Annotated in this window: 23 protein-coding genes; 13 read left to right on the top strand and 10 right to left on the bottom strand. The window is 70.4% G+C overall.

Features of this window, described 5'->3' with window-relative positions:
- The 5 genes from EES42_RS04170 to EES42_RS04150 form a co-directional block, all read right to left on the bottom strand.
- Positions 1-1104: a substrate-binding domain-containing protein gene (locus tag EES42_RS04170; RefSeq protein ID WP_206433358.1), complete on the bottom strand. Its 1104-nt coding sequence runs from the start codon at positions 1102-1104 to the stop codon at positions 1-3.
- A 145-nt stretch (positions 1105-1249) separates the two neighbouring features.
- Positions 1250-1651 carry an SCO4983 family protein gene (locus EES42_RS04165; RefSeq protein ID WP_124716711.1) on the bottom strand — a complete coding sequence of 134 codons (402 nt, stop codon included), beginning with the start codon at positions 1649-1651 and terminating at the stop codon, positions 1250-1252.
- A 102-nt stretch (positions 1652-1753) separates the two neighbouring features.
- A complete protein-coding gene (locus tag EES42_RS04160; RefSeq protein ID WP_124716710.1) occupies positions 1754-2965 on the bottom strand; it encodes a pyridoxal phosphate-dependent aminotransferase in 1212 nt (403 codons plus the stop codon).
- Between the two features lie 267 nt (positions 2966-3232).
- Positions 3233-4084 (bottom strand): arylamine N-acetyltransferase family protein, encoded by an 852-nt coding sequence (locus EES42_RS04155; RefSeq protein ID WP_124716709.1) that lies wholly within the window; start codon positions 4082-4084, stop codon positions 3233-3235.
- Positions 4085-4184: 100 nt separating this feature from the next.
- A complete protein-coding gene (locus EES42_RS04150) occupies positions 4185-5585 on the bottom strand; it encodes an erythromycin esterase family protein (protein WP_124716708.1) in 1401 nt (466 codons plus the stop codon).
- Positions 5586-5876: 291 nt separating this feature from the next.
- Here EES42_RS04150 and EES42_RS04145 point away from each other — a divergent pair, with 291 nt between their 5' ends.
- Positions 5877-6737 carry a S1 family peptidase gene (locus tag EES42_RS04145; RefSeq protein WP_124716707.1) on the top strand — a complete coding sequence of 287 codons (861 nt, stop codon included), beginning with the start codon at positions 5877-5879 and terminating at the stop codon, positions 6735-6737.
- Positions 6738-6792: 55 nt separating this feature from the next.
- Here EES42_RS04145 and EES42_RS04140 read toward each other — a convergent pair whose 3' ends face one another.
- Positions 6793-7620 (bottom strand): TetR/AcrR family transcriptional regulator C-terminal domain-containing protein, encoded by an 828-nt coding sequence (locus tag EES42_RS04140; RefSeq protein WP_124716706.1) that lies wholly within the window; start codon positions 7618-7620, stop codon positions 6793-6795.
- A gap of 110 nt (positions 7621-7730) precedes the next feature.
- Between EES42_RS04140 and EES42_RS04135 the strand changes: the two genes are divergently transcribed.
- Positions 7731-8615 (top strand): siderophore-interacting protein, encoded by an 885-nt coding sequence (locus tag EES42_RS04135; RefSeq protein WP_124716705.1) that lies wholly within the window; start codon positions 7731-7733, stop codon positions 8613-8615.
- Positions 8616-8627: 12 nt separating this feature from the next.
- Here EES42_RS04135 and EES42_RS04130 read toward each other — a convergent pair whose 3' ends face one another.
- Positions 8628-10253 carry an N-acyl-D-amino-acid deacylase family protein gene (locus EES42_RS04130; RefSeq protein ID WP_124716704.1) on the bottom strand — a complete coding sequence of 542 codons (1626 nt, stop codon included), beginning with the start codon at positions 10251-10253 and terminating at the stop codon, positions 8628-8630.
- Positions 10254-10481: 228 nt separating this feature from the next.
- Positions 10482-11762, bottom strand: coding sequence for an alanine racemase (locus EES42_RS04125; RefSeq protein WP_241196234.1), 1281 nt, complete (start codon positions 11760-11762; stop codon positions 10482-10484).
- Positions 11763-11916: 154 nt separating this feature from the next.
- Between EES42_RS04125 and EES42_RS04120 the strand changes: the two genes are divergently transcribed.
- The 4 genes from EES42_RS04120 to EES42_RS04105 all read left to right on the top strand — a co-directional run bounded on the left by EES42_RS04120 (position 11917) and on the right by EES42_RS04105 (position 15752).
- Positions 11917-12978: a sugar kinase gene (locus EES42_RS04120; RefSeq protein WP_124716702.1), complete on the top strand. Its 1062-nt coding sequence runs from the start codon at positions 11917-11919 to the stop codon at positions 12976-12978.
- On the top strand, positions 12975-13733 hold the full coding sequence (locus EES42_RS04115) for an IclR family transcriptional regulator (protein ID WP_124716701.1): 759 nt from the start codon (positions 12975-12977) through the stop codon (positions 13731-13733). Before EES42_RS04120 ends, EES42_RS04115 begins: the two co-directional genes overlap by 4 nt.
- 5 nt (positions 13734-13738) lie before the next feature.
- On the top strand, positions 13739-14149 hold the full coding sequence (locus EES42_RS04110) for a RidA family protein (RefSeq protein WP_124716700.1): 411 nt from the start codon (positions 13739-13741) through the stop codon (positions 14147-14149).
- A 127-nt stretch (positions 14150-14276) separates the two neighbouring features.
- A complete protein-coding gene (locus EES42_RS04105) occupies positions 14277-15752 on the top strand; it encodes a GntP family permease (protein WP_124716699.1) in 1476 nt (491 codons plus the stop codon).
- Between the two features lie 28 nt (positions 15753-15780).
- Here EES42_RS04105 and EES42_RS04100 read toward each other — a convergent pair whose 3' ends face one another.
- Together EES42_RS04100 and EES42_RS04095 are read right to left on the bottom strand one after the other, a co-directional pair.
- A complete protein-coding gene (locus tag EES42_RS04100; protein WP_241196233.1) occupies positions 15781-17868 on the bottom strand; it encodes a serine/threonine-protein kinase in 2088 nt (695 codons plus the stop codon).
- Positions 17869-18130: 262 nt separating this feature from the next.
- Complete coding sequence (locus EES42_RS04095; RefSeq protein ID WP_124717405.1) at positions 18131-19837, bottom strand: chitinase; 1707 nt, start codon at positions 19835-19837, stop codon at positions 18131-18133.
- A gap of 736 nt (positions 19838-20573) precedes the next feature.
- Between EES42_RS04095 and EES42_RS04090 the strand changes: the two genes are divergently transcribed.
- From EES42_RS04090 to EES42_RS04060, 7 genes are all read left to right on the top strand, one after another.
- A complete protein-coding gene (locus EES42_RS04090) occupies positions 20574-21440 on the top strand; it encodes a hypothetical protein (protein WP_124716698.1) in 867 nt (288 codons plus the stop codon).
- Between the two features lie 93 nt (positions 21441-21533).
- A complete protein-coding gene (gene cpaB / locus EES42_RS04085; protein WP_124716697.1) occupies positions 21534-22241 on the top strand; it encodes a Flp pilus assembly protein CpaB in 708 nt (235 codons plus the stop codon).
- Between the two features lie 7 nt (positions 22242-22248).
- Entirely contained in the window at positions 22249-23547 is a 1299-nt protein-coding gene (locus EES42_RS04080; RefSeq protein WP_124716696.1) for an AAA family ATPase, read from the top strand.
- Positions 23548-23550: 3 nt separating this feature from the next.
- The gene (locus tag EES42_RS04075) at positions 23551-24018 is read left to right on the top strand and encodes a TadE/TadG family type IV pilus assembly protein (RefSeq protein ID WP_124716695.1); all 468 of its coding nucleotides are present in this window, start codon (positions 23551-23553) and stop codon (positions 24016-24018) included.
- Positions 24015-24413, top strand: a complete 399-nt coding sequence (locus EES42_RS04070; protein WP_323138503.1) for a TadE/TadG family type IV pilus assembly protein — start codon at positions 24015-24017, stop codon at positions 24411-24413. The genes EES42_RS04075 and EES42_RS04070 overlap by 4 nt, the downstream gene beginning before the upstream one ends.
- A 59-nt stretch (positions 24414-24472) precedes the next feature.
- Positions 24473-25810 carry a CpaF family protein gene (locus EES42_RS04065; protein WP_124716694.1) on the top strand — a complete coding sequence of 446 codons (1338 nt, stop codon included), beginning with the start codon at positions 24473-24475 and terminating at the stop codon, positions 25808-25810.
- Positions 25811-25819: 9 nt separating this feature from the next.
- Positions 25820-26758 (top strand): type II secretion system F family protein, encoded by a 939-nt coding sequence (locus EES42_RS04060; protein WP_124716693.1) that lies wholly within the window; start codon positions 25820-25822, stop codon positions 26756-26758.

Genomic DNA, 26758 nt, shown 5'->3' with positions numbered 1-26758 from the left:
TCAGCCGCGGGTCCGCCGGGCCATCGCGCGCAGCACCTTGGCGGTGGGCACGGGCGCCTGGCGGACCCCGGTCAGCTTCTGGTCGATGTAGTCGGTGTGGTCCGCGGTGGCGGCGGTGAACTCGGCCGCGGCGCCCTGGGGCCGGAAGCCGTGCCGTACGGCGAGCTCGCGCAGCCGCGGGTCGGTGGAGAGCAGCTCGCCCAGCCGCCGGCCGGTCCCGGTCAGGGGTACGAGGGTGTGGTCGCTGGAGACGGTGGTGTCGGGGTAGAGGAGGACCAGGTCCCCGGCGTCCTGCCGCTGCGTCAGCAGCGAGGCGACCTGCGACTCGTACACCAGGACCAGTGGATTGCCGACCCCGCTGATGAAGTCCCGGAACGGGGCGTCGCTGCTGGTCTGCTGCGCCCCCTGCACCTGGATCAGCTTCTTCAGCAGTGGTGCGGTGCGGTCGATCGCGGCGTCGTCCGCGGCGACCCGGCCGCCGTCGGCGACGTACGAGGCGGCGGCGAGGTAGAGGGCGCCGGAGTTGGACGAGACGGGATCGGTGCTGGTGATGAACACGGTCCCGGTCAACTCGGCGTGCTTTCCCGCCTCCTTGAGCTGCTGCCAGGTCCGGTCCGACCGGGCGGCCCGGAGATAGGGCCCCATCAGCAGCCTGCCGCTGGACTTCCCGCTCAGTGTGGCGAGCCCGTTGTCCGCCAGGACCTGGGCGGCGGCGCGGTGCGCGACGACGACCAGCGGCGAGTAGAAGGGCCTGAGCGGCCCGCCCTTGACGGCGGACCGGCGCTGCAGCTCGTCGGCCGGGGCCTTGGAGCCGGGGAAGGCGAAGTCATATCCCTTGAGGGGGAGTCGGTCCATGGCCCAGGACCCGGACGTCTCCGCCTTGACGGTGAGCCCCTTGGCGGCGAGGGCCTTCACCACGTCGGGGTCGGCGAAGAACTCCGCCTTCTCCGAACCGATCACTCCGCGCACGGTCTTCGTTGCCGTGCTCTTGTCCTTGCTGTCGCGGCCTGCTGCGACGGCCACTGCCACTCCGCCGATCAGCAACACCGCCAGGACGATTCCCACGATGCGTCTCACATGCGAAGCCTGCTCGCGGAAACCCACATTCCAGGCGGAGTTGGGTGGACGGAAGGTTAAGCGATGATCCCAGTACGCAACGGAGGCGGAACGGGCTCAGGAACAACTGCCCGCCGGGCAGGGGTGAGTGGCACCCGGCCCACGCGCCTCGACGGCACGTGGACCGGGGCCGTCAGTGGGCGCCGACCAGTCGTGCCGACGCGGCGGGGGCGGCGAGCGCCGCGGTGTGGGCGTCCATGCGCTCGGCCGCGAGGATCGCGACGGCCGTGTCGGCGCGGGACGCGGCCACCACCAGGGCCCGGCCCGCGAGGGCGTGGGCGCGGCGGTGCAGTGCGGACGCGGGCGCGTCGGTCCGGCCGGCGTGCCGGGCGGGCGGCGCGCCGCGCAGCCTGGCGACCTGTCCGGCGATGCGGTCGCCCGCCTCGCCGATGCCCAGCTCGTCGGTGACCGCGAGGAGCGCGGCCAGGTGCCCGGCGAGCTGGATGTCCAGCTCTTCCTCACGGGAACGGTGCGGGAAGTCGTCGGCGTGGTCGGCCGGTGTGTGGACCGATTTGGTGCGGATCGGTTCGTACATGGATGGCCTCCTGGTGTTGCAGTGCGACCATCCTACCTTGGATTCAGTCTAAAGTTGTTCGCCATCGATTCCTGGTTCCGTGGAATCGGCGGTGGCCGTCGGCTAGGGCTGGCCGTACCCGTCCAGGAAGTGCGCGATCCGGCTCACCGCGTCCGTCAGATCCTCGGTCGACGGCAGCGTCACCACCCGGAAGTGGTCGGGCTCGGGCCAGTTGAACCCGGTACCGTGCACGACCATGATCTTCTCGGCCCGCAGCAGGTCGAGCACCATCTGCCGGTCGTCCTTGATCTTGTAGACCTTGGGGTCCAGGCGCGGGAAGAGGTACAGCGCCCCCTTCGGCTTCACACAGGTCACGCCGGGGATCTGCGTCAGCAGGTCGTACGCTGTGTCCCGCTGCTCCAGGATCCGCCCGCCCGGCAGCACCAGGTCCTCGATCGACTGCCGCCCGCCGAGCGCGGTGGCCACGGCGTGCTGCGAGGGCATGTTGGCGCAGAGCCGCATGTTGGCGAGGATCGTCAGCCCCTCGATGTACGAGGAGGCGTGCGCCTTCGGGCCGCAGACCGCCAGCCAGCCCGACCGGTAGCCGGCCACCCGGTAGTTCTTGGAGAGCCCGTTGAAGGTGAGCACCATCAGATCGGGCGCGATCGTCGCGGTCGGGGTGTGGGTCGCCCCGTCGTACAGGATCCGGTCGTAGATCTCGTCGGAGCAGACGACCAGGTTGTGGCGCCGGGCGATCTCCGTCAGCCCGCGCAGCATCTCGTCGTCGTACACCGCACCCGTCGGATTGTTCGGGTTGATGATCACGAGGGCCTTGGTGCGGTCGGTGATCCGCCGCTCGATGTCGGCGAGGTCCGGCATCCAGTCGGACTGCTCGTCGCACCGGTAGTGCACGGCCGTGCCGCCGGCCAGCGACACCGAGGCGGTCCACAGCGGATAGTCCGGAGCCGGCACGAGGACCTCGTCCCCGTCGTCGAGCAGCGCCTGCATCGACATCTGGATCAGCTCGGAGACGCCGTTGCCCAGGTAGATGTCCTCGACGTCGAGGTCGATCCCCTTGGTCTGGTAGTGCTGCATCACCGCCCGCCGCGCGGACAGCAGCCCCTTCGCGTCGCCGTAGCCGTGCGCCCCGGAGAGGTTGCGCAGTATGTCCTCAAGAATCTCGGGCGGGCACTCGAACCCGAACGCGGCAGGGTTGCCGGTGTTCAGCTTGAGGATGCGGTGACCGGCCGCTTCCAGCCGCATCGCCTCCTCCAGAACGGGGCCCCGGATTTCGTAACAGACATTGGCGAGCTTCGTGGACTGGATGACCTGCATGTCTGGGAGCTTACGACCGCGTTGCCCCTGTTGCCCGGGCTTTCCCTCCCGGTTGCCCCACCCGGGTACTCCCTCGGCCCCGCCCCGTCTTCCATAGCCATGCGCCCACAGTCCGCGACCGTGGGAACGCCGGGCGGGGACGGGGGCGGGGCTTCGAATGCGGTGGAATCCGGGCGTGACGGACGCGGGCGGGTGAGATGCGCCACGAGCGTTTCCCCCTCCCCGTCTCCCCGTCCCCCTCTCTCCCCGTCTCCTCTCTCCCCCCTCCTACTCCGGCAGCCGGATGCCCGGGGGCACGCGGATGCCGAAGTCGGCCGCCAGTACGCGCAGCGCCTCCGCCCCGTCCGACAGCTCCCGGACCTCGCGGGTGCCGTCCGGCGCCGTCACCGTGAGGGTGCGGCCGGTCAGCGACAGATGGGCGTCCGGGGTGGTGCGCTGGGCGTACACCCGGCGTGAGAACGGGGAGCGCGGGTTGGTCGCGATGTGCCAGTTGATCACCTCGTAGTCCGGTGCCTCGAAGGGCTCCACCGTGAAGGCGTACTGGGACTCCCACGCCCCGTCGGGGGTGTGCGCCTGGAGCTCCCACTGTGCGAGCGGCCCGTCGTGCGGGGTGTTCACCAGCCGGTGGCGGCGCGGGGTGTCGGCCACCTCGGTACCGGCGGCCAGCGGGACCGGCTCCAGCAGCGCGCCGATGGAGCCGAAGCCGACGTCCGCCACATACGGCGTCGGCTCGCCCGGCACCCCGGCCAGCATCAGCATGTGCGTACGCGGCCGGATGTCCCCGGGCCCGGCCCCCACCACGACCCGGGCGCAGAGCAGTGTGATCCGGAAGCCGAGCGCGGTCAGCGCGGCGGCGAGCAGCGTGTTGTGCTCGTAGCAGTATCCGCCGCGCCCACCGCGTACGAGCTTCGCCTCCAGGTCGGCGATCGCCAGCGAGGGCGCGCTGCCCAGCACCGGCTCCAGGTTCTCGAAGGGGATGCCCAGCGCATGGGCCCGGTGCACGGAGCGCAGTACGTCGGCGGTGGGCCGACGCTCCCCGCTCCAGCCGATGCGGGCGAGGTAGGCGTCCAGGTCGAGGGCGGGGCGGGGGCCGGGATCGGCGGCGCGGTCGGAGGTCATGTGCCGACCGTACGCAAGCCGGGGCGGTGGCCGCCCGTCGCGGGAGGGGTCCGGGTCCGGTTCGCCGGGTCCGGACCCGGCGTCCGGTGCCCGGATCCGGTCACGGTCGTGGCTTCAGTCCGTCGGCCTCCCGGACCTCGTGGAGGTGGATGAGGACGTCGTAGGACCTGGCGAGAGCGACATCGCGCGGTTCCTCGGGGAACTGTGTGCCGATGCCGAGCGTGGGCCGGGCGACCTTCAGCCAGGCGCGCGCGGCGGCCGGGGCCCTGCGGGTGTCCAGATAGAAGTCCCGGTAGCGGACCTGATCGAGGGTGTACTCGTTCCGGCCGGGCCCGGCCGCGCCCACGGTGTACTTCTTCCATTTGCCGCCGAGGGCGCTCTCCTTCGACAGGAAGGAGCCCCGGTCGAAGGTGAAGCCGATGGGCAGGTAGTTCCGGCCCATCGCATCACGCAGGAACGATCCCTGCGTCTTCGGATACAGCTCGGGGTCACCGGCGAAGTAGCCGACGTGGTCGTTGTGCGCCGACAGCAGGATCTTGCCGCCGGTCCGCTGCTGCCACCAGACGATGTTCTGGGCCATCACCTCGTCGCGGAAGCGCTGGAATTCGGCCATCGCATCCGGGTCGTCGGGGTTCATGGTGAGGAACTCGGCGGTCTGGGCGATGGAGCGGGCGTTCTGCTCGGCCCAGGCGAACGCCTCGCCAGAGCCCTTCAGGCCGCTGATCAGGCGGAGGGCCCGCTGTGCGTCGGCGGCGAGCCGTTTCCGTTCCGCGAGCGGCCTGCCCAGATAGGCGAAGACGTCGTCGATCGGGCGCAGTCCGGTGTAGAGCGCGTCGAGCCGTGGCAGTGCCTCCGGGTGGTTCTCCTTCACATAGTCCGTCACCCGGCCGAAGAACGCGTCGTCGACCGCCGGGGCGCCGATGTCGTCGCCCATGAAGTGCAGGGTGCGGTCGGGGTGGTGGCGGTTGTAGGCACGCATCCACTCGATGAGGCCGACGAACTCCTCGCGTTCCCAGGGCGATTCGGCGAAGACCTCCTCGGCCAGCTGGCGGGCGTCGCCCTCGCCGGTCTGGAGGTAGTCGTCGATCCGGAGCCCACCGGACCAGCTCATCTCCAGGGCGAAGGTGGTGAAGCCCTTCGTCTCGACGAGGTGGCGGAAGACCCGCTGCTTCATGGTGAAGAACTCGTGGGAGCCGTGGGTGGCCTCGCCGAGGCCGACCACGTCGGCGTCGCCGACCATCGTGCTCAGGGCGCGCAGGTCGGCCGTGTTCCCGCCCGGTTCGGTCGAGCGCAGCGGATGGGCCGCCCGCTCCAGCGCACGGACGGGGCTCCGCTCGGCACCGGCGGTCCCCGCGATGTCGGCGGCGCTCGCGGAATCCGTGGTGATCACGGTGCCGGCGGTGGCGGTCCGGGCCGCCACGGGAACGAGGACCGCTCCCGCCGCGACCGCCGCCGTCGCCAGCAGTGCGCGCCGGCCGATGCGCTTCCGGTGCCTGCTCATGTGTGTACCCCTCACCTTGCTTTTCTGCGGTGTCGATTGGATCTTCGCCCGCGACCGCCCCGCCGCGCGCTGGGGCCGGCCCCCGGAATTCCCGGGGGGATTCCCCCGGTGCGTGAGGGGCCACCCCGGTGGAACCGGCCGCGCCCGGACGGACCCCGGAGCCCGACGGCTTGAAACCGCCCCTTGTGGGGGCCCCTGCGGTACGCCAACATGCGCATGTCAAATCCGAAGGCAACTTCGGTGGGCGGGAGCCATCGGGCCCCTGCTCAGGTCACTTGAGGGGACCCCCACATGAACAAGCCTCTCGTCGGTGCGCTGTTCGCTGTCCTGCTCCTCGGGGCAGGCGTCGCGCCCGCAACCGCAGCAACCGGCCACGATGCGGCGTCGCCCGCCGCGGTCAAGGAGAAGGCCAGGCCCAAGGCGGTCAACTTCGCCGGCACCGTGGCGCTCAGCAACTGTTCCGGCTCCGTCGTCCGCACCCCGGACTCCCAGCCCGACGACCCCGCGCTGGTGCTCTCCAACGGGCACTGCATGGAGTCGGGATTCCCGGGCCCCGGCGAGGTCGTCCTCGACCAGCCGTCCACCCGCAGCTTCACCCTGCTCAACGCCTCGGGCAGCGGCGTCGGCACCCTGCGGGCCAGCAAGATCGCGTACGGGACGATGACCGACACCGACATATCGGTGTACGAACTCACCAGCACCTACGCCCAGATCGAGAGCACCTACGGCATCAAGGCGCTGGAGCTGAACACCGCGCACCCGGTCCAGGGCACCGCGATCACCGTCGTGTCCGGTTACTGGAAACGCACGTACTCCTGCAACGTCGACGGCTTCGTCTACCGCCTCAAGGAAGGCGAGTGGACCTGGAAGGACTCGGTCCGCTACACCTCCGCCTGCCAGACCATCGGCGGTACGTCCGGCTCCCCGGTGATCGACAACGCGACCGGCAAGGTCGTCGCCGTCAACAACACCGGCAACGAGGACGGCCAGGAGTGCACGGACAACAACCCGTGCGAGGTCGACGAGAACGGCAATGTGACGGTGCGCGAGGGCATCAACTACGCCCAGGAGACGTACGGCATCGTGCCGTGCATCGGCACCGGCAACAAGTTCGACCTCGACCGTGCGGGGTGTGCCCTGCCCAAGCCGTGACCCGCTGAACCCCTCGCCGCCGCGGTGCCCACCGGGTGCCGCGGCGGCGACGCGTTCATGTCCGGGGCGTGCCCGCGCGCCGGACCGCCGCCTCGATCCCGTCGAGCAGCACCCCGAGCCCGGCGGTGAACGTCTCCCGCGCCTCCCGCTCCAGGTACGGCACCGCCTCCCCGTCCGGCTCCGGGGCCGGTGGCTGCGGCGTGGAGCCGGTCTCCATCGCGACCAGGCTCGGATAGCGCTCCGCGAAGTCGGGCGCCACCTCGCCCAGCAGCGCCGAGCGGGCGAACCACCACTCCTCGTCCGACTCGCCCGTCACCGCCGCCGCCTGCCGCGCCTCCGCGACCGTCCCGGCGCAGCCGCGCACGAAGTGGGAGAGCGTGCCGGCCAGCCGCCGCACCAAGTGCGCTTCGAGCCCGGTCGCGTTCAGCAGGCGCACCAGCGTGTCCAGCCCCGCGTACTCGTGCGGGCCGAGCACCGGGCGGGCCTGGGAGACCTGGAGCACCCAGGGGTGGCGGAGGTGGAATTCGAGCCCGTCCCGCGCCCAGTCGGTCAGGCCCGCACGCCAGTCGCCGGTGTCGTCGTACTCGGTGGGCAGCTCGGCGTGGACCGCGTCGTACATCAGGTCCAGCAGCTCGCCCTTGCTGGGCACGTAGGTGTAGAGCGCCATCGCCGTGCGGCCGAGCCGCTCGCCCACCGCGCGCATCGAGAGCGCGGCCATGCCGTCCTCGTCCGCGACGGCGATCGCGGCGGTCACGATCGCATCGACGCTCAGCCCCGGCCTGGGGCCGGGACCGGGGCGCCGGCCCGGCTGCTCCGGCCGGCCGGCGCGCCAGAGCAGGGACATCGAACGGCGGGCGTCGCCCTGTCCGGCAAAGACCACCACTTGCGACTCCTTACGCCATAAAGTAACTTCGCCGAGCAATTCCTTACGACGTAAAGTATCAGCCGGAGAAGCCGCAGAAACTGCGGAAGCCGGAGAAGGTGGGAGCCGCGATGGGGCAGGCGTTGACCGTGTCGTACGTACGGGTCGTCGGCGTGGAGCGGATCACTCCGCGCACGACATGCGTCACCTTCACCGGGGACGCGTTGGCGGAGCTCATGGAGGACCGGCCCGACCAGCAGATGAAGCTCTGCTTCCCGAGGGCGGGGCAGGGCGTGCCCCGGCTGCCGGAGCCGGAGGCCGACGACACGTACGGCATGCGGTGGTACGAGGCGTACCTCGCGATTCCCGAGCCCGAGCGGCCGCTGCTGCGGAGCTTCACCGTCCGCGGGTACGACCGCCGACTGGATGTGATGGCGGTCGACTTCGTGCTCCACGGCGACGACGGGCCCGCCGCCCGCTGGGGCCGGGACGCGCGCCCCGGCGATGTGCTCGGCATGGTCGGACCGTCGTCGCTGTACGCCCGGCCGCTGCCCGCCGCCGACTGGCTGCTGCTGGCCGGCGACGAGACGGCGCTGCCCGCGATCGGGACCCTGCTGGAGTCGCTGCCGGCCGGGGCGCGGGCGCTCGTCTGGGCCGAGGTCGCCGACGCGGCGGAGGAGCGGCCGCTCGTCTCGGACGGCGAGGTGAGCGTCCACTGGGTGCACCGGGATCGGGGCGGGTCGCTGCCGGACGCGGTACGGGCGGCCCGGCTGCCCGCCGGTTCCGGGGCCGCGTGGCTGGCCGGTGAGGCGGCGGCGGTACGGGCCCTGCGCCGCCACCTGGTCGAGGAGCGCGGGCTGGCCAGGAAGGCCGTGGAGTTCAGCGGCTACTGGCGGCACAGCCTCACCCAGGACGACGCCCCGACCGAGGAGGACCTGGCCTGGGCGAAGGAACAGGCGAAGGAGCAGGCGAAGGAGCAGGCGAAGGAGCAGGCGAAGGAGCAGGCGGGGGAGTGAGAGCCGGACGCGTTACCCGGCGGCGCGACCCGTTCCCCGTACGGCCCGGCCCGCCAGTACCTGGGTGCGGCGGCCGTCCTCGATGACGAACCGGCCGTCGATCAGCACGTGCGGGATGCCGGCCGGCAGCGTGCGCGGCTCCTCGAACGTCGAGCCCGCCGCCACCGTCTCCGGGTCGAAGAGGACCAGGTCGGCACGGTAGCCCTCGTGGACGTACCCCCGGTCGGCCAGACGCAGCCGGTGTGCCGGGCGCGAGGTGAGGTGGGCGACGCACTCCTCCAGCGACAAAGTGCCCAACTCCCTTGCGTACCGGCCGAGATACTGCGGGAACGTGCCGTAGGCGCGCGGGTGCGGCTTGTCGCCCTGGAGGATGCCGTCGCTGCCTCCGGTGTGCACCCGGTGGCGCATGATCTGCCGCACGTTCTCCTCGTGGCCCACGTGCTGGAGGATCGTCGAGCCGAGCCGGTCCTCGACGAGCAGCCTGCGCGCGGTCGCCCAGGGCGCCTCGCCGCGCAGCCGCGCGGACTCGGCCACCGTACGCCCGACATGGTCGGCGAGGGCGGGGACGCCGACCCCCGAGATCTCGATGGTGTCCCACTCGATCGGCACGCCGTGGCAGCCGTCCGAGCCCAGCACCTCCATGTGGTGCCGGATCCGTTCCGCCGTGGCGTCGTCGGCGAGGCGGGTGAGCGCCGACTCGGGCCCGCCCTCGCTCGCCCAGCTCGGCAGCATCGCGACGAGGGTCGTGCAGCCGGGCGTGTACGGGTAGGTGTCGAGGGAGATGTCGGCGCCCGCGTCGAGGGCGTGGTCGAGCAGGGCGAGCAGTTCGGGGGCCCTGCCCTTGTTCACGCCGAAGTTCATGGTGGCGTGGGCGAGATGGAGGGCGCAGCCCGCGTTCCTGGTGAGCTGCACCATCTCCTCGTACGCGCCGAGCGCCCCCGCCCCGTACGAGCGGTGGTGCGGGCAGTAGTAGCCGTCGTACTCGGCCACCACCCGGCACAGCTCGGTGAGTTCGGCGTCGTCGGCGTACATGCCGGGGGTGTACGTGAGCCCGGACGACATGCCGACCGCGCCTTCCGCCATGCCCTGGGCGACGAGCTCCTTCATCCGGTCCAGCTCGGCCCCGGTGGCCGGGCGGTCCTCCCAGCCGACCGCGTACATCCGGACCGTGCCCTGCGGGATCAGATAGGCGGCGTTGACCGCGATGCCCCGGCCGTCGAAGTTGCGGTCCAGCCGGTCCAGGTACTCGCCGACCGTGCGCCAGTCGAAGTCGATGTCGTCGCCGTTTCCGTTCCAGCCGGTGATGGAACGGCGGACCTCGGCGAGCGTCCGGTCGTCGACCGGGGCGTACGACAGCCCGTCCTGGCCGAGGACTTCGAGCGTGACGCCCTGCGCGGCCTTGGCGCTGTGGTCGGGGTCGCGGAGCAGCGCGAGATCGCTGTGCGCGTGCATGTCGATGAAGCCGGGGGAGAGGACGAGCCCGTCGGCGTCGAGCGTCCGGCGGGCGGAGGGGCGAGGGCCGGGGGCGCCCTCGGGACGGATCTCGGCGATCCGGCCGTCGACGACGGCCACATCGGCACGGCGGCGGGGGGCGCCGGTGCCGTCGACGACGTGGGCGTTACGGATGACCAGGTCCATGGGGGCTCCAGTTCAAGCCCCTCGGTGAGCAAGGAGCGTCTCAGGCCTCTCGGCGGGCGAGAGGTGTCTCAGGCCCCTCGGTGGGCAAGGGGCATCTCGGGCCCCCGGTTACGGGAAGGGGCGGGGCAGGGGAACAGCTCCGCAGGGCAGCTCCCGCACCCCCACCCGCAGTCGGCCGAACGCAGGGACCACCAGGGACCAGCAGGCACCAGCGGTGATCGGCAGGGATCAGAAGAACGTACGGATGTAGTCCGTGACCGTCCCGTCCGCCGCGACCAGCGGAATCAGCTGCCACTTGTCGAAGCTGGTGCACGGGTGCGACAGGCCCATCCCCACCCAGTCACCCACCTCCAGCTCCGCACCCGGCTCGGTACGCACCCACGCGTGCTGGTCGGAGAGACCGGTCACCGAGACGCCCGTCGCGGGCCGCACCGTGCCGTCCCGGCCGGACTGCACGACCTGCGCCTCGGGCAGGTCGAGGTCGTACGCCGCGTCCCGCTTGCCCGCGTTGAGGAACGCCTGCTCGTCCGTCGGGCGCGACACGACCTGCGCCCACAGCCGGAAGGCGGGCTGCAGCGCCCCCTCCTCCGGCACCCGGTTGAACGGGGTCAGATGGCGGTAGTGGCCGTCGTCGTGCGAGACATAGGCGCCCGAGCGCAGCAGCTTCAACACCGGCGCGGAGAGCTCCGGGATCCGCGCGAACACCTCCGCCACCGCGTCGAACCACGCACTGCCGCCCGCACTGATCACGATCTGCTCGCCGGCCGCGAAGCGCTCCGCCCGGTCGAGGTCGACGGCCAGCGCGACGAGCCGGTCCAGCCAGGCCCGTACCCGCTCGGCGGACGCGTCGGGCACCTCGCCCTCGTAACCGGCCACGCCCACCAGGCGCAGCGTCCCGGCCGCCGCCACCGCGTCGGCCACCGCCACGCAGTCGGCCTCGGTACGGGCGCCGGTGCGCGCGCCCTCGCCCGCGCCCAGCTCCACCACCACGTCCACGGGGCGGGAGGCGCCCGCCGCGCGCAGCGCCTCGTCCATCAACTCCACGCCGCGCACCGAGTCGACGTAACAGACGAAGCGGAACTCCGGGTCGGAGTCCAGCTCGGCGGCGAGCCAGCGCAGGGCCGGGGAGTCGACGAGTTCGTTGGCGAGGAAGATCCGCCGGATCCCGTACGCCCGGTAGACCCGCGCCTGGTGCGGCACGGCCGCGGTGATGCCCCAGGCGCCGTACTCCAGCTGGCGGGCGAAGAGCTGCGGGGACATGGAGGTCTTGCCGTGCGGGGCGAAGGCGAGCCCGTGGCGCTCCGCGTACGTCTCCAGGAGGGCGAGGTTGTGTTCGACCGACTCCGCGGACAGGGCGAGCACCGGGGTGGTGAAGCCACCCGTGAAGAGGTTGCGGCGCTCGGCGGCGAGGGCGCCGACGGTCAGGCCCTCCGCGTCGGGCGGGAGTGCCTTGAAGCGGTGGTCGACCAGCTCGTCGGCGAGTCCGGACACAGGACGGTCGGCGGCCAAGGGGGCCTCCTCGATCGAAGTCGTCGTTGCATCATGTGCAACACCCATTGCGTATATCGCTTGACGCTGTCTAACATCCGAGCCGACGCCGGGTCAATGGCGTGCAACCCCCGCCGCGCCCCGAACCGCACCACCGAACCGCGAGGAGCCCCGAGTGTCCGGAACCCCGGCCAGGACCGCCGACGCCGCCACGGCCGCCGAAGTTGTGTGCCTCGGCGAGTCCATGGTGACGTTCCTGCCGTCGCAGCCCGGACGCCTCGCCGACGTACCGTCCTTCGGCCGCGGCATCGGCGGCGCCGAGTCCAACGTCGCCTGCGCACTGGCCGCCGCGGGCCACCGGGCGGCCTGGGTCAGCCGGGTCGGCGCGGACGGCTTCGGCGACCACCTCGTCGAGGCGATCGCCGGCTACGGGGTCGACACCTCCGGCGTGCGGCGCGATCCGTCCCGGCCCACCGGCATCTACTTCCGGACCGCGACCGACCGGGCCACCGATGTGCACGAGGTCGCCTACTACCGGGCCGGCTCCGCCGCCTCCGCGATGTCCCCGGACAACATCCCGTACGCCACACTCCCCGCGACCCGCGTCCTGCACCTGTCCGGCATCACCGCGGCGCTCTCCGCCGACTGCCTGGCCCTGCTCCACGACCTGACCGCGCCCCGCCCCGGCCGCCCGCTGATCTCCTTCGACGTCAACCACCGGCCGGGCCTGTGGCGCGACGCCGACGCGTCCCCCGAGGTGCTCCTCGACCTGGCCCGCCGCAGCGACCTGGTCTTCGTCGGCGAGGACGAGGCGGAGGAGGCCTGGGGGGTGACCGGTGCGGCGGCGATCCGGGCCGCGCTGCCGGAGCCGGCCACCCTGGTCGTGAAGCGGGGCGCGGAGGGTGCGACGGTCTTCTCGGGCACCGCCGACACCCAGGACGCCGCCGACATCACCACCGTCCCCGCCCTCCGGGTGGACGTCGTCGCCCCCGTCGGCGCGGGCGACGCCTTCGCCGCCGGGTTCCTCTCCGCCACCCTGCGCGACCTCCCCGTACGCGACCGCGTCCGGCACGGCCACCTCATGGCCGCCGCCGTCCTCACCGTCCCCGGCGACCTCACCGCCCCGCCGGCCCGTGCGCACGCCGACTCCCTTGCCGCACTGGACGACGAGGCCTGGGGGAGACTTCGTCTCGGCCCCGGGTGGACGGGGGACGACCAGGAGGTACGTACGACATGAGTCAGACCGTCGACCGGGCGCTGAGCATCCTGCCGCTGCTCGCCCAGGGGCCCGCAGACCTCGGCCAGGTCGCCGAGCGGCTCGGCGTCCACAAGTCCACGGCGCTGCGCCTGCTCCGTACGCTCCACGAGCACGGCCTCGTCTACCGCCAGCAGGACCAGCGCTACCGCCTCGGCGCCCGCCTCTTCGCCCTCGCGCAGGAGGCCGTGGAGAACCTCGACGTACGGGAGATCGCCCACCCCCACCTCGTCGAACTCAACGAGAGCTGCGGGCACACCGTGCATCTCGCGGTGTACGAGGAGCAGGAGGTCCTGTACATCGACAAGGTCGAGAGCCGCTACCCGGTCAGGATGTACTCGCGGATCGGCAAGCCCGTCGCGATCACCGTCGCCGCCGTCGCGAAGCTGCTCCTCGCCGACCTCTCCGAGCCCGAGCGGCGCGCCGTCGCCGAGAAGCTCGACTACCCCATGTACACGTCCCGTTCGACCCCGAACGCCGGTGCCTTCCTCAAGGAGCTCACCGTCGTCCGCGAACAGGGCTGGGCCACCGACCTCGGTGGCCACGAGGAGTCCATCAACTGCGTCGGCGCCCCCATCCGGGGGGCGGACGGGCGGGTCGTCGCCGCGATGTCGGTCTCCGCGCCCAATGTCGTCGTCACGGCCGAGGAACTCCTCACCCTGCTCCCGCTGGTGCGCCGCACCGCCGACTCCATCAGCCGGGAGTACTCCGGCACCACCCGACCCAAGAAAGCCTGAAAGCCATGACCGAGAAGATCGCCCTCACCCCGAGCACCCACACCACGCCCCCCGCGAAGTTCTCGCACGGCGTGAAGAAGGGGAACATCCTCCAGGTCGCCGGCCAGGTCGGCTTCCTGCCCGCCGTGGAGGGCCAGGCCCCGACCCCCGCCGGCCCGACCCTGCGCGAGCAGACCCTCCAGACCTTCGCCAACGTCAAGGCGATCCTGGAGGAGGGCGGCGCGAGCTGGGACGACGTGATGATGATGCGCGTCTACCTCACGGACGTGGACCACTTCGCCGAGATGAACGAGATCTACAACTCCTACTTCGGCGAGCAGAACCTCAAGGCCGCCCCCGCCGCCCGCACGACGGTCTACGTCGGCCTCCCCAAGGGCCTGCTCATCGAGATCGACGCGCTCGCGGTCCTCGGCTGAACCAGCTGATCCACTTGCCGCACCCGCACCGCCGCACCACCGCGCACGGCACGGCGCCCCACCCCATGGGGGCGCCGTGCCGCGCTCCCCCACACCCGGAACCCCGTCTCCGACAACGGAGTTACGCATGCTGCTCGCCGCAACCCCACCACCGGCCGAGACACCACCGCACACCGGTGGGATACTCCCGCTGATCGACGGCACCGCCGGTCTGCTGACCGTCGCCGCCCTCGGTATAGCCCTCCTCCTCTTCCTGATCATCAAGGTCAGACTGCAGCCGTTCGTCGCGCTGCTCGCCGTCTCCATAGCCGTCGGCCTGGGCGCCGGACTCTCCGTCACCGAACTCTTCGGTACGGTCCAGAAGTCCGCCGCCGTCTCCGTCATCGAATCCGGCATGGGCGGCATCCTCGGCCACGTGGCGATCATCATCGGCCTCGGCACGATGCTCGGCTCGATCCTCGAAGTCTCCGGCGGCGCCGAGGTGTTGAGCACCCGGCTGCTGAACCTCTTCGGCGAGAAGCGGGCCCCGCTCGCCATGGGTCTCACCGGCCTCATCTTCGGCATCCCGGTCTTCTTCGACGTCGGCATCTTCGTCCTCGCGCCGATCGTGTACGCCGCCGCCAAACGGTCCGGCAAGTCGATCCTGCTCTACGCGATGCCGCTGCTGGCGGGCCTGTCCATGACCCACGCGTTCCTGCCGCCGCACCCGGGCCCGGTCGCCGCCGCCGGACTCTTCCACGTCTCCCTCGGCTGGGTCATCCTGATGGGCGTCGTCGTCGGCATCCCGTCCGTACTCGCCGCCTGGGGCTACGCCGCGTGGATCGGGAAGCGGATCTTCGTCCCGGTCCCGCAGGACATGGTCGAGGCCGCCGAGGAGGCCAGGGCGGCGGTCGTCGCCGAGCAGCGGGCCGCCGGGGTCACCCCGCGCGAGGAACCGGTCGCGCTCTCCACCGTACTCACGATCATCGGCACCCCGCTGGTGCTGATCCTCGCCGCGACGTTCTCCTCCATCGCGCTGGACCCCTCCACGCCGCGCTCCGTCATCGAGTTCTTCGGCAACCCCTTCGTCGCCCTGACGATCGCGCTGGTGCTGGCGTACTACCTGCTGGGCATCCGCCGCGGCTGGTCCCGCAAGTCCCTGGAATCGGTGTCCACCTCGTCCCTGAAGCCGGTCGGCAACATCCTGCTGGTGGTCGGCGCGGGCGGTGTGTTCGGCGCCGTCCTCAAGGCGAGCGGCATCGCGGACGCGCTCGCCAGGACCTTCAACGACGTCGGCCTGCCGGTCATCCTGCTCGCCTGGCTGATCTCGGTGGTCCTGCGCGTCGCCCAGGGCTCGGCGACCGTCGCCATCGTCACCACCGCGGGCATCGTCGTCCCGCTGGTCGAGGGCCAGGACCTGTCGCAGGCGCATCTCGCACTGATCATCATGGCGATCTCGGCCGGCTCGATCTTCGCCTCGCACGTGAACGACGGCGGCTTCTGGATGGTGTCGAAGTACTTCGGCATCTCCGAACGCGACACCCTGAAGTCCTGGACGGTCCTGGAGACGGTCCTGTCGGTCGCGGGGTTCGTGGTGGCGGCGCTGCTGAGCCTGGTGATCTAGGGCCCCGGGGCCGGGGTGCCGTTCCGGTTCAGGCCGCCGAGGCGCAGATGATGCTCCGGCCGTTGTTCACCGGCCAGTACCAGAACCGCTCGCCACGCCCGGCCGGACAGGTCCATTTCGTGCCCGCCGCGGGCGCCCGGTAGTAGCCGGTGATCCGGAGGATCGACTGGCCGGCCCGGGGCACGGTCGACGCGCCGCAGTCCCACACCACCGTCAGATCCGCGTTGGTGGCCCCCTTGACCTGCGCGGGGAAGCACTGGCCCACCTGGTACACCCGGTCGAGGCAGAGCGTCCGCTCGACACCGTCCGCACCTGCCTTGCGCCACCAGGTGAAGCCCGGCCCGCTGTCGCAGGAGCTGCCGGCCCCGGCGGCGGTGCTGACACGGTTGACGTGCATGTAGGCATTGGACGCCCGGCAGCCCACCCGGACCGGAGTCCTGGCGCTCATGTTGTCGTGCCCGGCGTTGTACACGTCGAGACAGTCACCGGCACGCACTGCGGCGAACGCCCGGTCGGTGGTGTCCGGGGTGGGCGTCGGTGTGGGGGTGGGAGTGGGCGATGACTCCTCGGCGCCGCTGCCGGAGCCATAGGTGCTGTTGCTGGTGCTGTCGGAGTCGGAGTCGGAGCCGGTGTCGCTGCCGTCCGTGTGCGTGCCGAGGTCGTTGCCGGAGGTGACGGCGCCGGATCCGGTGACGCCGGAACGGCTCCCGCCGCTTGCGCTCCCGCTCCCCGACGTAGCCCAGGGCTGCCAGAACAAGAGCGCGATGACGGCGGCCACGGCGATCAGCCAGCCCCACCCCGACGACCCGCCCGAAGAAGCGGCCGGCGCGGGCGTCGGGCGCGTCGCGCCCGGGGTGGACGAGGCCGCCCGCGCCTGAGCTCCACGGGCACGGGCACGGGCCGCCTGCTGGGCCTGCTCCCGCTGGGCCCGCTCCCGTTGGGCTCGTTCTTGCGCGGCCCGTTCAGTCTGCTTCCGTTCCGCCTGCTCCCGTTCAGTCTGCTCCCGTTCCGCCTGCTCCCGTTCCGCCTGCTCCCGCGCCGCGCGCTTCTCCGCGCGCTCGCGTTCCGCCCGCTCGTGTTCCTCCGCCGCCCGCTCCCGTTCCCGCGCGGCCCGCTCGCGCTCCCGCAGCTGCGCCTCGCGGTCCGCGGTGTACATCCGGGTGGGGCCCGGCGGCGGCACCATGCCGGTGGGCTGGTCATCGCCCCCCGCCGCCGGATCGAACGGGCGTCCCGACGCGAGCGCCTGGCCCTGGGCCGCGTACTCCCCGATCAGCGCCGACCACTTCGGCGGCAGCCACCGCACCCCGCTGTCCGTGGCCGGCAGCCCGGCCTGGTCCCTGCGGAACCGGGCGAGCAGTTCGGCGGGGGCCGGCCGCTGCCCCGGATCCGCGGCCAGGCACGGGCGGACCGTCTCGACCAGCTCCTTCGGCAGCCCGCCGAGGTCGAGCTCGCCGCGCTGGACCCTGGCCAGCAACCGCAGGGTGTCGCCGTCCCGGCTGTACGGAGGGCGCCCGGTGGCCAGCATGAAGAGCGTGGCACCGAGCGAGTACATGTCCGAGGCGACCGTCGACGGCTCCCCGCGCGCCTGCTCGGGCGAGGTGAAGGCGATCGTGCCCAGCGTGAGACTGGTCCGGGTGAGGTCGTTGGCGTGCGAGATGCCGAAGTCGATCAGCCGGGGACCGTCCAGCGGCAGCAGCACGTTCTGCGGCTTCACATCGCGGTGCACGATGCCCGCCCCGTGCAGGGCGACCAGCGCCTTCGCCGTGCCGGCCGCCACCCACCGTACGGCCGACGCGGGCAACACCCCGCAGGCACGCACCAGTTCGGACAGCGGCGGCGCCGCGATGTACTCGATGGCCATCCAGGGCCGCTCGGCCCGCGGGTCCGCCTCCCGTACCCGCGCCGTGTGCGCGCTGTCGACCCGCTGCGCCAGCGACACCTCGCGGGCGAACCGGCGCCGGTCGATGTCGCTGATCTCGCCCTCGGCCAGCAGGGTCTTCACCGCGACGAGTTCCCCGCTGCCCCGCCCGTCGCTCCGGGCACCGCTCCGGGCGAGGTAGATCCGCCCCATACCGCCCGACGAAAGCCGCCCGATCAGCCGGTACGGTCCGAGCACCGCCGGATCGTCCCCGCCCAACGTCTGAATCCGCGCCCCGGCCATGTCCCTCCCCCTGTCGCACCGCCACCGCGCCAGACAACGGTGCCACGAACATCTCCGAACGGCCATGGAATGTCGGCAGTCCCGGACAGCCTGTTGCGGGTCCGGGACAGGCCCGGGACGGCCACCGGACCCGGAACGTGCAGCAGCGCCGCCGGGGGAGCGGCGGCGCTGCTGGTCACTGATGCCGGCCGTGCGGCTGCCGGCCGGGCAGTACCGGCTACGGCAGGCCGTGCACGTGCGGGCCCACCGCGTTCGACCAGGCGTTGCCCGACTTGGCGTCCCAGTTGGTCGACCAGGTCATGGCCCCGCGCACACCCGGGTAGGTCTTCGAGGGCTTGAACGAACCGCAGTTGGTGCCCTTGGCCAGGCAGTCCAGGGCCGCGTTCACGACCGACGGCGATACGTAGCCGCCGCCCGCGGCGCTCGTGGAGGCGGGCACACCGAGGCCGACCTGTGACGGGTCGAGGCCGCCCTCCAGCTGGATGCAGGCGAGCGCGGTGAGGAAGTCCACCGAGCCCTGCGAGTAGACCTTGCCGTCGCAGCCAAGCATCGAACCGCTGTTGTAGTACTGCATGTTGACGACGGTCAGGATGTCCTTGATGCCGAGCGCCGTCTTGAAGTACTCACCGGCGGTGGACTGCATGTCGATGGTCTGCGGGGCCATCGTGATGACGAGGCCGGAGCCCGCCTTCTGCGACAGCGAGCGCAGCGCCTTCGTCATGTACGTGGAGTTGAGGCCGTTCTCCAGGTCGATGTCGACGCCGTTGAAGCCGTACTCCTGGATCAGCGAGTAGAGCGAGTTGGCGAAGTTGGTGGCGGAGGCGTCGCTGTTGACCGAGACGGAGCCCTTCTCGCCGCCGACCGAGATGACGACGTTCTTCCCGGCCGCCTGCTTCGCCTTGATGTCGGCCTTGAACTGGTCGACGGTGTAGCCGTTCAGGCCGGCCGTGTCCAGGTTGAAGGAGACGGCGCCCGGTGTGCCGGTGGCGTCGGCGAAGGAGACCGCGATGATGTCGTAGTTCGCGGGCACGTCGCTGAGCTTCTGGACGGTCGCGCCGTTGTTGAAGTTCTGCCAGTAGCCGGTCACCGCGTGCTTGGGGACGGAGGTGCCGGGGTTGGGGTTGCCGCCGCCCTCCTTGGCCGTACGGCCGCTGACCGTCGCGGACTTGACGGACTCGGCGGCCGCGTTGGTGGCGGTCACCGAGAACTGGTATGCCGTGTCGGCGGCCAGCCCCGTGACCGTAGCGGAGTTCCCGGTCGTGGTGGTCGCCTTCGCGCCGTCCCGGTAGACGGTGTAGCCGGTCGCGCCGGAGACCGCGTTCCAGGACAGGGCCACGGAGGAGGAGGTGGTCGTGCCGACCGCGAGCCCGGCCGGGGCGGACGGGACGGTCGGATCCGGGTCGGTGCCGCCCCCGCCGTCGGGGCCGTTGACCGAGACGTCGTCCACCAGATAGGCGGCCTGCCCGTACCAGCCGTGCGTGTAGACCTGGACCGAGGTGGTGTTGGGCCCGGTCCTGAAGCTGGTGGTGAGTTGCGTCCAGTTGCCGGAGCCGGGGGACCAGGTCGACACGTCGGTGGTTCCGGTGCCGCTGGCGCCGAGGTACGCGTACCCGCCCTGCACCCAGGAGCTGAGCGTGTACGTCGAGTCGGGCTTCACGGCCACGGTCTGGGTGCACTTCGCGGTGTCCTGGCCGGACGGGGTGGCCTTGAGTGCGGCGGTGCCACCGTGCACGGGGGAGGAGACGGCAGCGCCGCTGCCGCCGGAACAGGTCCAGTTGGCGAGCCCGGACTCGAAGCCCGCGTTCTTGGCGACATTGATGTCGGCCGCCTGGGCATTTCCGGCGAGCCCCGTGGCAGTCAGCGCGCCGGCCGCGAGAACGGCCGCGACGGCGCCGACGAGGGGACGGTTGTAGCGCCTGCGGATTCTGTGGCCGTTGACGGGGGAAGGTTCCACTTGCTGCCTCCGTGGGGAGTCGGGGATGCCTGCCGGGGTACCCGTACGACAGCCGGCGGGGTGGACCGGCGGTACTCGGGCCGTCCGGAAGGTGACGGGCAGGAGAAGGGGATGTGGAGTTGAGGAACGGTGGCCACCGCTGGCCGACAAAACTGGTCCAGACCAATCGAGTTGTCAAGACCTCTGGCAACGGGACCTGCGACGACCGCGTCTGCCCGGTCGCTTCCGAACCGGCCCCGCGACGGGGTGCGGGAGCCTCCGCTTGGGCCCCGAACCGGCCTCGGCTTCCCTGTGAATTGACGTTTTGTTGACCTCGTGCGGCCGTGTCGGACCCCGTGCGGGTGAAGCGCCCGGAGTGCTCGGACAGTGACCGCCCGGCCTCCACGGGGGGTCGGCGCGGCAGGTTCCGCATCCGCGCTGACGTGCGGCGATGAATTCGGGGCCCGGGTGACCGGAAGGTGTATCGGTAACCCTCCGCAGTTGTACAGAAGTTGACGATTTTCGATTTGATCCGATTTAGCACCGGGGCGTTACGCGGGCGCCTCGCACACGTTGTCGGACTGGCCTCCGAAAAGTGTTCTCTGCCAGGTAAGACGTGGATAAAGTGCTGAGGCAGAACCGCGGAGCAGGAGCGATTGCGGCCGACGTCATGACCGGCGTCCGGCCGGAAGCCGAAACGGGGAACAGCGTGCCGACCGCAATAGCAGTGACCAGTGCTGACTTGGTACTACCTCCGACCGATCAGCAGACACCGACAGCCGCCCTGTTGCAGGCTCCGGATGCCCAGGCGCTGGACATGGCCATCGGTGACATGCACGTGCTGCTCGAACAGCACGGCTATGTCGTCGCCGTCTATCCGAGCGCCATCTCGCCCGCCCACGAGCGTCGGCTCTACTCCGTCCGCTCGGTCCTGGAGAGCGACCGCATCGCCCTGGTGAAGACCGACCTGCCACCGCTCGGCGTGGCCGTACTCGTGCGGCAGTTGCGCCAGTTGTCCATCTGTGACTTCAGCCCCGGAGTGGTAGCCTCCGCCGCCCGGCTGCTGGCGCACTACATCCACGCGGGCGCCCTGCTCCACTCGGTCACCAAGTTCGACCGGATCCCCGTCGACCTCAGGACCCATGCCAAGTCCTGGGTGCCCGGCTCCCAGTTCGCCGTGGTCACGGGGCCCGAACCACAGCTCGTCAAGGTCGGCCCGAAGGCGGAACTCCCGACCGGCCCCGAATTCGCCACTCATCTGATGACCGCCAAGGGGCAGTCCCAGTCCGAGTGGGTGAAGGAGACCCTCGCGCCCGCGTGGAAGGTCCAGTCCATTCACGAGTCCGAACTCCCGTCCGATTCCTCCGCATGGTGGGGAACCGGGAAACTGGTGGAATTCGCCGCCTATCTGCCAGACATCTCCGTCCTGTACCAGTTGGTGTCCTCGGTGCGCCGGGAGAGCTGCCACTGGTGCGGAATGGAACTCATCGGTGACCGCTGCGGGTTCTGCTCCTCCCCGCTACCCGCGGCGGAGAACCGAAAGCACCCAGCCGGTGTCCTCAGCCAAGGAGCGCTCGCACCACCGCAGTCCTAGCGCCACCGCAGTCCCAGCGCTTCCGCTTTTCCTCCGTAGACGCCCTTCCGTCCGCTGCCCCACGCATCCGAATTGAACGAGGTTGTCCGGCCCATGAACTCCCGTCAGCGCCGCGGCGTGATACTCCTGCTTTTGTCGGTTCTGTGCGCCTTCGGCGCCTTCGCCGGCGTGCTCTCGGTGATCAGCGACGTCAATTCCAAGGTCGGGCCGGAGGTCTCGGCCTACCAGCTGAAGTCCGATGTAGCCCCCTATACCGCCCTGTCCTCGGGGCAGTTCGAAAAGATCTCGATGCCCAAGCGCTGGCTGTCCGGCAACGCGGTGACGGACCTCTCCGAGGTCAACGGCAAGATCGCCGTCACCCAGCTGCGCAAGGGCTCGCTCCTCCAGTCCGACATGATGCAGCGCCGCCCCGAACTCCAGCCCGGGGAACAGGAGATCGCCATCATGATCGACGCGGCGACCGGTGTCGCGGGCAAGATCACCCCCGGTGCCACCGTCAACATCTACGCCACCTTTGCCGGTGAAAATGACGGTCAGGCGTCCCAGTCGAAGGTCATCGTCTCCAACGCCAAGGTGCTGGACGTCGGCAAGCTGACCGCTCTGGAGCCCAGCAGCGACGGCAAGTCCAACATGGGCACCGAGGCCGTCCCGATCACCTTCGCGCTCAACACGCTCGACACCCAGCGCATCGCCTACGCCGAGTCCTTCGCGGAGCACGTACGCCTCGCGCTCATCGCCTCCGGCAGCGACAGCACCATCCGTCCGGGCGACCGCACCTACACGCTCGACAAGGACAAGTGAGGATCGAATGACCACGAGGATCGTCCCGGCCGTCGGTGACGTCGACGCGGCCAGATCCGTCACCACCCTGCTCAGCCAGCTCCCCGACGCAGAGCCGGCCGCTCCGGTCACCGACTCGACCCAGCTGATCGACACCCTCGCCCGCCTCGCGGGCGAGTCGCTGGACGATCTGCCCGAGGTCGTGCTGGTCCACGAGCGGATCGGACCGGTGCCGGCGCTGGAACTGATCCGGGAGGTCTCCCTGCGCTTCCCCGCCATCGGGGTCGTGCTGATCACCGCCGATGTCACCCCCGGTCTGTTCTCGTCCGCGATGGAGTCGGGTGCGCGCGGTGTCGTCACCCTCCCCCTGAGCTACGAAGAATTGGCCAACAGGGTTCAATCCGCGGCCCAGTGGTCCGTCGGAGTCCGCCGCCACCTGACCACCGGGGCCGATGTCTTCACCGGTCCCGGCGGTACGGTCGTCACGGTCAGCGGCGCCAAGGGCGGTGTGGGCGCCACCGTCACCGCCGTACAGATCGCCCTGGCGGCGCAGACATCCGGGCGCAACGTCGCCCTGGTCGACCTGGACCTCCAGACCGGCGACATCGGCTCGTACCTCGATGTGCAGTTCCGGCGTTCCATCGTCGACCTGTCGACGATCAACGACATATCGCCACGCGTCCTGTCCGATGCCGTGTTCAGTCACGGCACCGGCCTGGCGCTGCTGCTGGCCCCCAACGAGGGCGAGAGCGCCGAGGAGGTCAGCGACCGCTCGGCCCGGCAGATCGTCAGCGCCCTGCGCTCGCGCTACGAGGTCGTGGTGATCGACTGCGGCAGCCAGCTCCAGGGCGCCAGCGCGGCGGCCATCGAGATGGCCGACACGGCACTGCTGGTCACCACACCCGATGTGATCGCGGTGCGTGGTGCGAAGCGGGTCGTACGGATGTGGGAACGGCTCCAGATCCGCAAGGCCGAGGACACGGTCACGCTTGTCAACCGCTTCATCCGCAGCACCGAGATCCAGCCGCAGCTGATCGAGAAGATCACCGGGACCACGACGGCCAACACCGCCGTTCCCGCGAACTTCAAGGAACTCCAGGCCGTCGTCGACGCGGGCCGACTGCATGAACTCGACTCCAAGAGCACGGTCAAACAGGCCCTCTGGGCCCTTGCGGGCGAGCTCGGCATCGTCAAGGTTCCTGAGAAGGCGGAAAAGAACGGTGCGAAGAGCATCGCGAAGTTCAAGAACGACCGAGGCTCGATCGGTCGCCGACGCGACCGCGGCGGCGACTCCCGGAACCGGCAGACGACCCAGGGGGCAAGTTGACCAATGACAGCAACCGAGACGAAAGACACGGAGATACGGGGAAGGCGTTACGGTGATGCCGCCCCGGCGCGGGGTGGGACGCGCGTCCACCTCGTCGGCCGGGGGCGTGACCGGGGCCAGACCGCGATCGAGTTCCTGGGCGTCACGCCGCTGATCATCCTGTTGTGCGTCGCGCTCTGGCAGTGCGCGTTGATCGGCTACACGTTCTCTTTGGCGGCGAATGCGGCGGACGAGGCAGCCCACGCGGGGGCGATCTCGGAGGGCTCGCGGGGTCATGCCTGCCGGGACGCGTCCGAGAAGAACCTGCCGAAGGTGTGGCGGGAGGGGATGAAGCGGACGAAGTGCGATGACTCGTCCGGGTTGTACAAGGCCACGGTGAAGCTGCGGGTGCCGGTCCTGGTCCCCGGAGTCTTCAACCTGCCGATGACCATCGAGGGCAACGCCGCGTCGCCGTTGGAGGCCGAGCGATGAGCATGCGCACGCACACACCGGGCCGGAGGGCCTTTGCGTCCCGCCGCGACCGCGGGCAGGTCGCCTTCGAGTACATGGGCTTCATCCCGCTGATGCTGCTGGTGGGTCTCTTCGCGATCCAGTTGGGGGTCGCAGCGTACGCCGCCAATCAGGCGGGCACCGGCGCCCGCACGGCGGCGCGCGCCGCCTCTCAGGACGTGCCGCGTGGGGATTCCGAGCGGGCGGGCCGCGAGGCAATGAGTGACTGGCTCGGCAGCCACAAGAACTCGAAGTTCAGCCGCCACGGCGGGTCCGGCGACGTGACCTACACCACCCGCGTGAGGATCCCCTCCGTCGTTCCAGGTATCGACGACTGGGGTTGGGCCAAGCGCAGTTCCACCATGCCGCGAGGGTGATCGGGGCCCGCATCGCACAACCGGAGCACCACAAGCAAGTCTGAGCGAGGAGTTACGCAATGAGTCTGCGGGCACGCATGACTGCCCCCGAGAAGAACGGCGGGGCGCGGGAGGACAGCCACATGGTGGCCACCTACCGCGCCAAGCTGCTCGAAGAGATCGACCTGGCGGAAATGTCCTCGCTCGCCGCCGCAGACCGGCGAGCGAGGCTGGAGCGTGTACTCAGCCACATCATCAGCCGTGAGGGCCCAGTGCTCTCCACTGTCGAACGCACCCAGCTGATCCGCCGGGTCGTCGACGAGGCCCTCGGGCTCGGCATTCTGGAACCGCTCCTCGAAGACGCGTCGATCACCGAAATCATGGTGAACGGGCCGGACCAGATCTTCGTCGAGCGCAGCGGCAAGGTCGAGAAGCTGCCGATGCGTTTCAGTTCGCACGAGCAGCTGATGCAGACCATCGAGCGCATCGTGTCCACGGTCAACCGTCGTGTGGACGAGCAGAACCCCATGGTCGACGCGCGTCTACCCAGTGGTGAGCGTGTCAACGTGATCATCCCGCCGCTGTCGCTGACCGGTGCGACGCTCACCATCCGACGGTTCCCGAGGGCCTTCACGCTCCAGGAAATGATCAATGTCGGCTCGCTCGACGATCAGATGCTGATTCTGTTGTCCGGCCTTGTCCAGGCCAAGCTCAACGTGATCGTCTCCGGCGCCACTGGCACCGGGAAGACGACGCTCCTCAACGCGCTCTCCGGTCTGATCCCTGACAGGGAGCGCATCGTCACCATCGAGGACTCCGCCGAGCTCCAGCTCCAGCAGAGCCACGTCATCCGATTGGAGTCCCGGCCGGCGAACGTCGAGGGGAAGGGCCAGATCACCATCCGTGACCTGGTCCGCAACTCTCTTCGTATGCGACCCGACCGCATCGTCGTGGGTGAGGTCCGTGGTGGCGAATCGCTCGACATGCTCCAGGCGATGTCGACCGGTCACGACGGCTCGCTCGCCACCGTCCACGCCAACAACGCCGAGGACGCGCTCATGCGTCTGCAGACCCTGGCCTCGATGTCCGAGATCAAGATCCCGTTCGAGGCGCTGCACGACCAGATCAACAGCGCCGTCGATGTCATCGTCCAGCTCACCAGGCACGCCGACGGTTCCCGAAAGATCACCGAGATCGCCGTCCTCGATTCGCACGGGCGCGACCCCTACCGCATCGTGACGGTCGCCAAGTTCGACGCCCAGCCGATGGACGCCGAGGGGCGGATCAACGGCGAGTTCAACTACCTCCCGATCCCCCGCAAGATCGCCGAGCGCCTCTTCATGGCCAGCCAGCCCATCCCGCAGGCCTTCGGGGTCGCCGAATCCGCCGAACAGCTCGCCACCCGAGAGGCCAACTAGGTACGTGTCATGACGAATCTTCCTCTTCTCACCATCGGCGTGACGCTGCTCGCCGGCGTCACGGGCGTCATGGGCCTGCACGCCTACTCCGGCGGCAAGGCCGACCGGGACGCCATGGTGGACCGTCTGTCGTACACCGGTCAGATTCCTGAGACCGGGCGGCACCGACGGTTCCGCGGCCTTGATGCCAGGTTGCGCAAGACCGGCCTCGGCCGGAAGCTCGAACTCAAGCTGGCTGCCACCGGCCTCGACATCACCCCGGGGGAGTTCTTCGTCAGCGCCCTCGTCGCGATGGCCGGGCTCTGGATGATCGCCTCGTCGATGCTCGCGAGCTTCTTCGGCCCGGTCGCCGCCCTGATCGGCCTCTGGGGCACCAACGCCTTCCTGAACTGGGAGCGGACCAAGCGCACCGAACGCTTCATCAACCAGCTTCCCGAGCTCGCCCGTATCCTCGCCAACGCCACCCAGGCCGGCCTCGCGCTGCGCACCTCCATCAGCATGGCGGCGGACGAGATGGAGGACCCGGCGGGCGAGGAACTGTCCAGGGTCTCCCGACGCCTCGCTGTGGGTGAACCGCTCGACGACGCGCTGAGCGAGCTGACCGATCGGCTTCCCTCCCGCGAACTCGTCGTCCTCGTCACCACCCTCGTCCTGTCCAACCGGGCCGGCGGTACGGTCGTCAGCTCCCTGCGCAACCTCACCGAGACGCTGGAGGAGCGCAAGGAGACCCGACGCGAGGTCAAGACCCAACTCTCCCAGGTCACCGTCACCGCCTACGCCGTTCCCATCTTCGGCCTGGGCGCCATGCTCCTGATGAACGCCGTCATGCCAGGCGCCCTCGACCGCATGACCGGTGCCTTCATCGGCCAGGTCGCGGTGGTCATCGCCATCACTCTCTACGCGATCGGATTCATCGTGATCCGCCGTCTGTCCCGGATCGACGTCTGA

Source organism: Streptomyces sp. ADI95-17, from assembly GCF_003846175.1.
GTDB classification, from domain to species: Bacteria; Actinomycetota; Actinomycetes; order Streptomycetales; family Streptomycetaceae; genus Streptomyces; species Streptomyces sanglieri.
Note: the sequence above shows the minus strand (reverse complement) of the source record. Positions and strands in the feature narration are given on the sequence as shown.

Excerpts from the sequence above, each read along its gene's own strand:
- EES42_RS04165 (WP_124716711.1), bottom strand. The coding sequence starts at position 1,651 with ATGTACGAACCGATCCGCACCAAATCGGTCCACACACCGGCCGACCAC.
- EES42_RS04160 (WP_124716710.1), bottom strand. The coding sequence starts at position 2,965 with ATGCAGGTCATCCAGTCCACGAAGCTCGCCAATGTCTGTTACGAAATC.
- EES42_RS04155 (WP_124716709.1), bottom strand. The coding sequence starts at position 4,084 with ATGACCTCCGACCGCGCCGCCGATCCCGGCCCCCGCCCCGCCCTCGAC.
- EES42_RS04150 (WP_124716708.1), bottom strand. The coding sequence starts at position 5,585 with ATGAGCAGGCACCGGAAGCGCATCGGCCGGCGCGCACTGCTGGCGACG.
- EES42_RS04145 (WP_124716707.1), top strand. The coding sequence starts at position 5,877 with ATGAACAAGCCTCTCGTCGGTGCGCTGTTCGCTGTCCTGCTCCTCGGG.
- EES42_RS04135 (WP_124716705.1), top strand. The coding sequence starts at position 7,731 with ATGGGGCAGGCGTTGACCGTGTCGTACGTACGGGTCGTCGGCGTGGAG.
- EES42_RS04130 (WP_124716704.1), bottom strand. The coding sequence starts at position 10,253 with ATGGACCTGGTCATCCGTAACGCCCACGTCGTCGACGGCACCGGCGCC.
- EES42_RS04115 (WP_124716701.1), top strand. The coding sequence starts at position 12,975 with ATGAGTCAGACCGTCGACCGGGCGCTGAGCATCCTGCCGCTGCTCGCC.
- EES42_RS04110 (WP_124716700.1), top strand. The coding sequence starts at position 13,739 with ATGACCGAGAAGATCGCCCTCACCCCGAGCACCCACACCACGCCCCCC.
- EES42_RS04105 (WP_124716699.1), top strand. The coding sequence starts at position 14,277 with ATGCTGCTCGCCGCAACCCCACCACCGGCCGAGACACCACCGCACACC.
- cpaB (WP_124716697.1), top strand. The coding sequence starts at position 21,534 with ATGAACTCCCGTCAGCGCCGCGGCGTGATACTCCTGCTTTTGTCGGTT.
- EES42_RS04080 (WP_124716696.1), top strand. The coding sequence starts at position 22,249 with ATGACCACGAGGATCGTCCCGGCCGTCGGTGACGTCGACGCGGCCAGA.
- EES42_RS04075 (WP_124716695.1), top strand. The coding sequence starts at position 23,551 with ATGACAGCAACCGAGACGAAAGACACGGAGATACGGGGAAGGCGTTAC.
- EES42_RS04070 (WP_323138503.1), top strand. The coding sequence starts at position 24,015 with ATGAGCATGCGCACGCACACACCGGGCCGGAGGGCCTTTGCGTCCCGC.
- EES42_RS04065 (WP_124716694.1), top strand. The coding sequence starts at position 24,473 with ATGAGTCTGCGGGCACGCATGACTGCCCCCGAGAAGAACGGCGGGGCG.
- EES42_RS04060 (WP_124716693.1), top strand. The coding sequence starts at position 25,820 with ATGACGAATCTTCCTCTTCTCACCATCGGCGTGACGCTGCTCGCCGGC.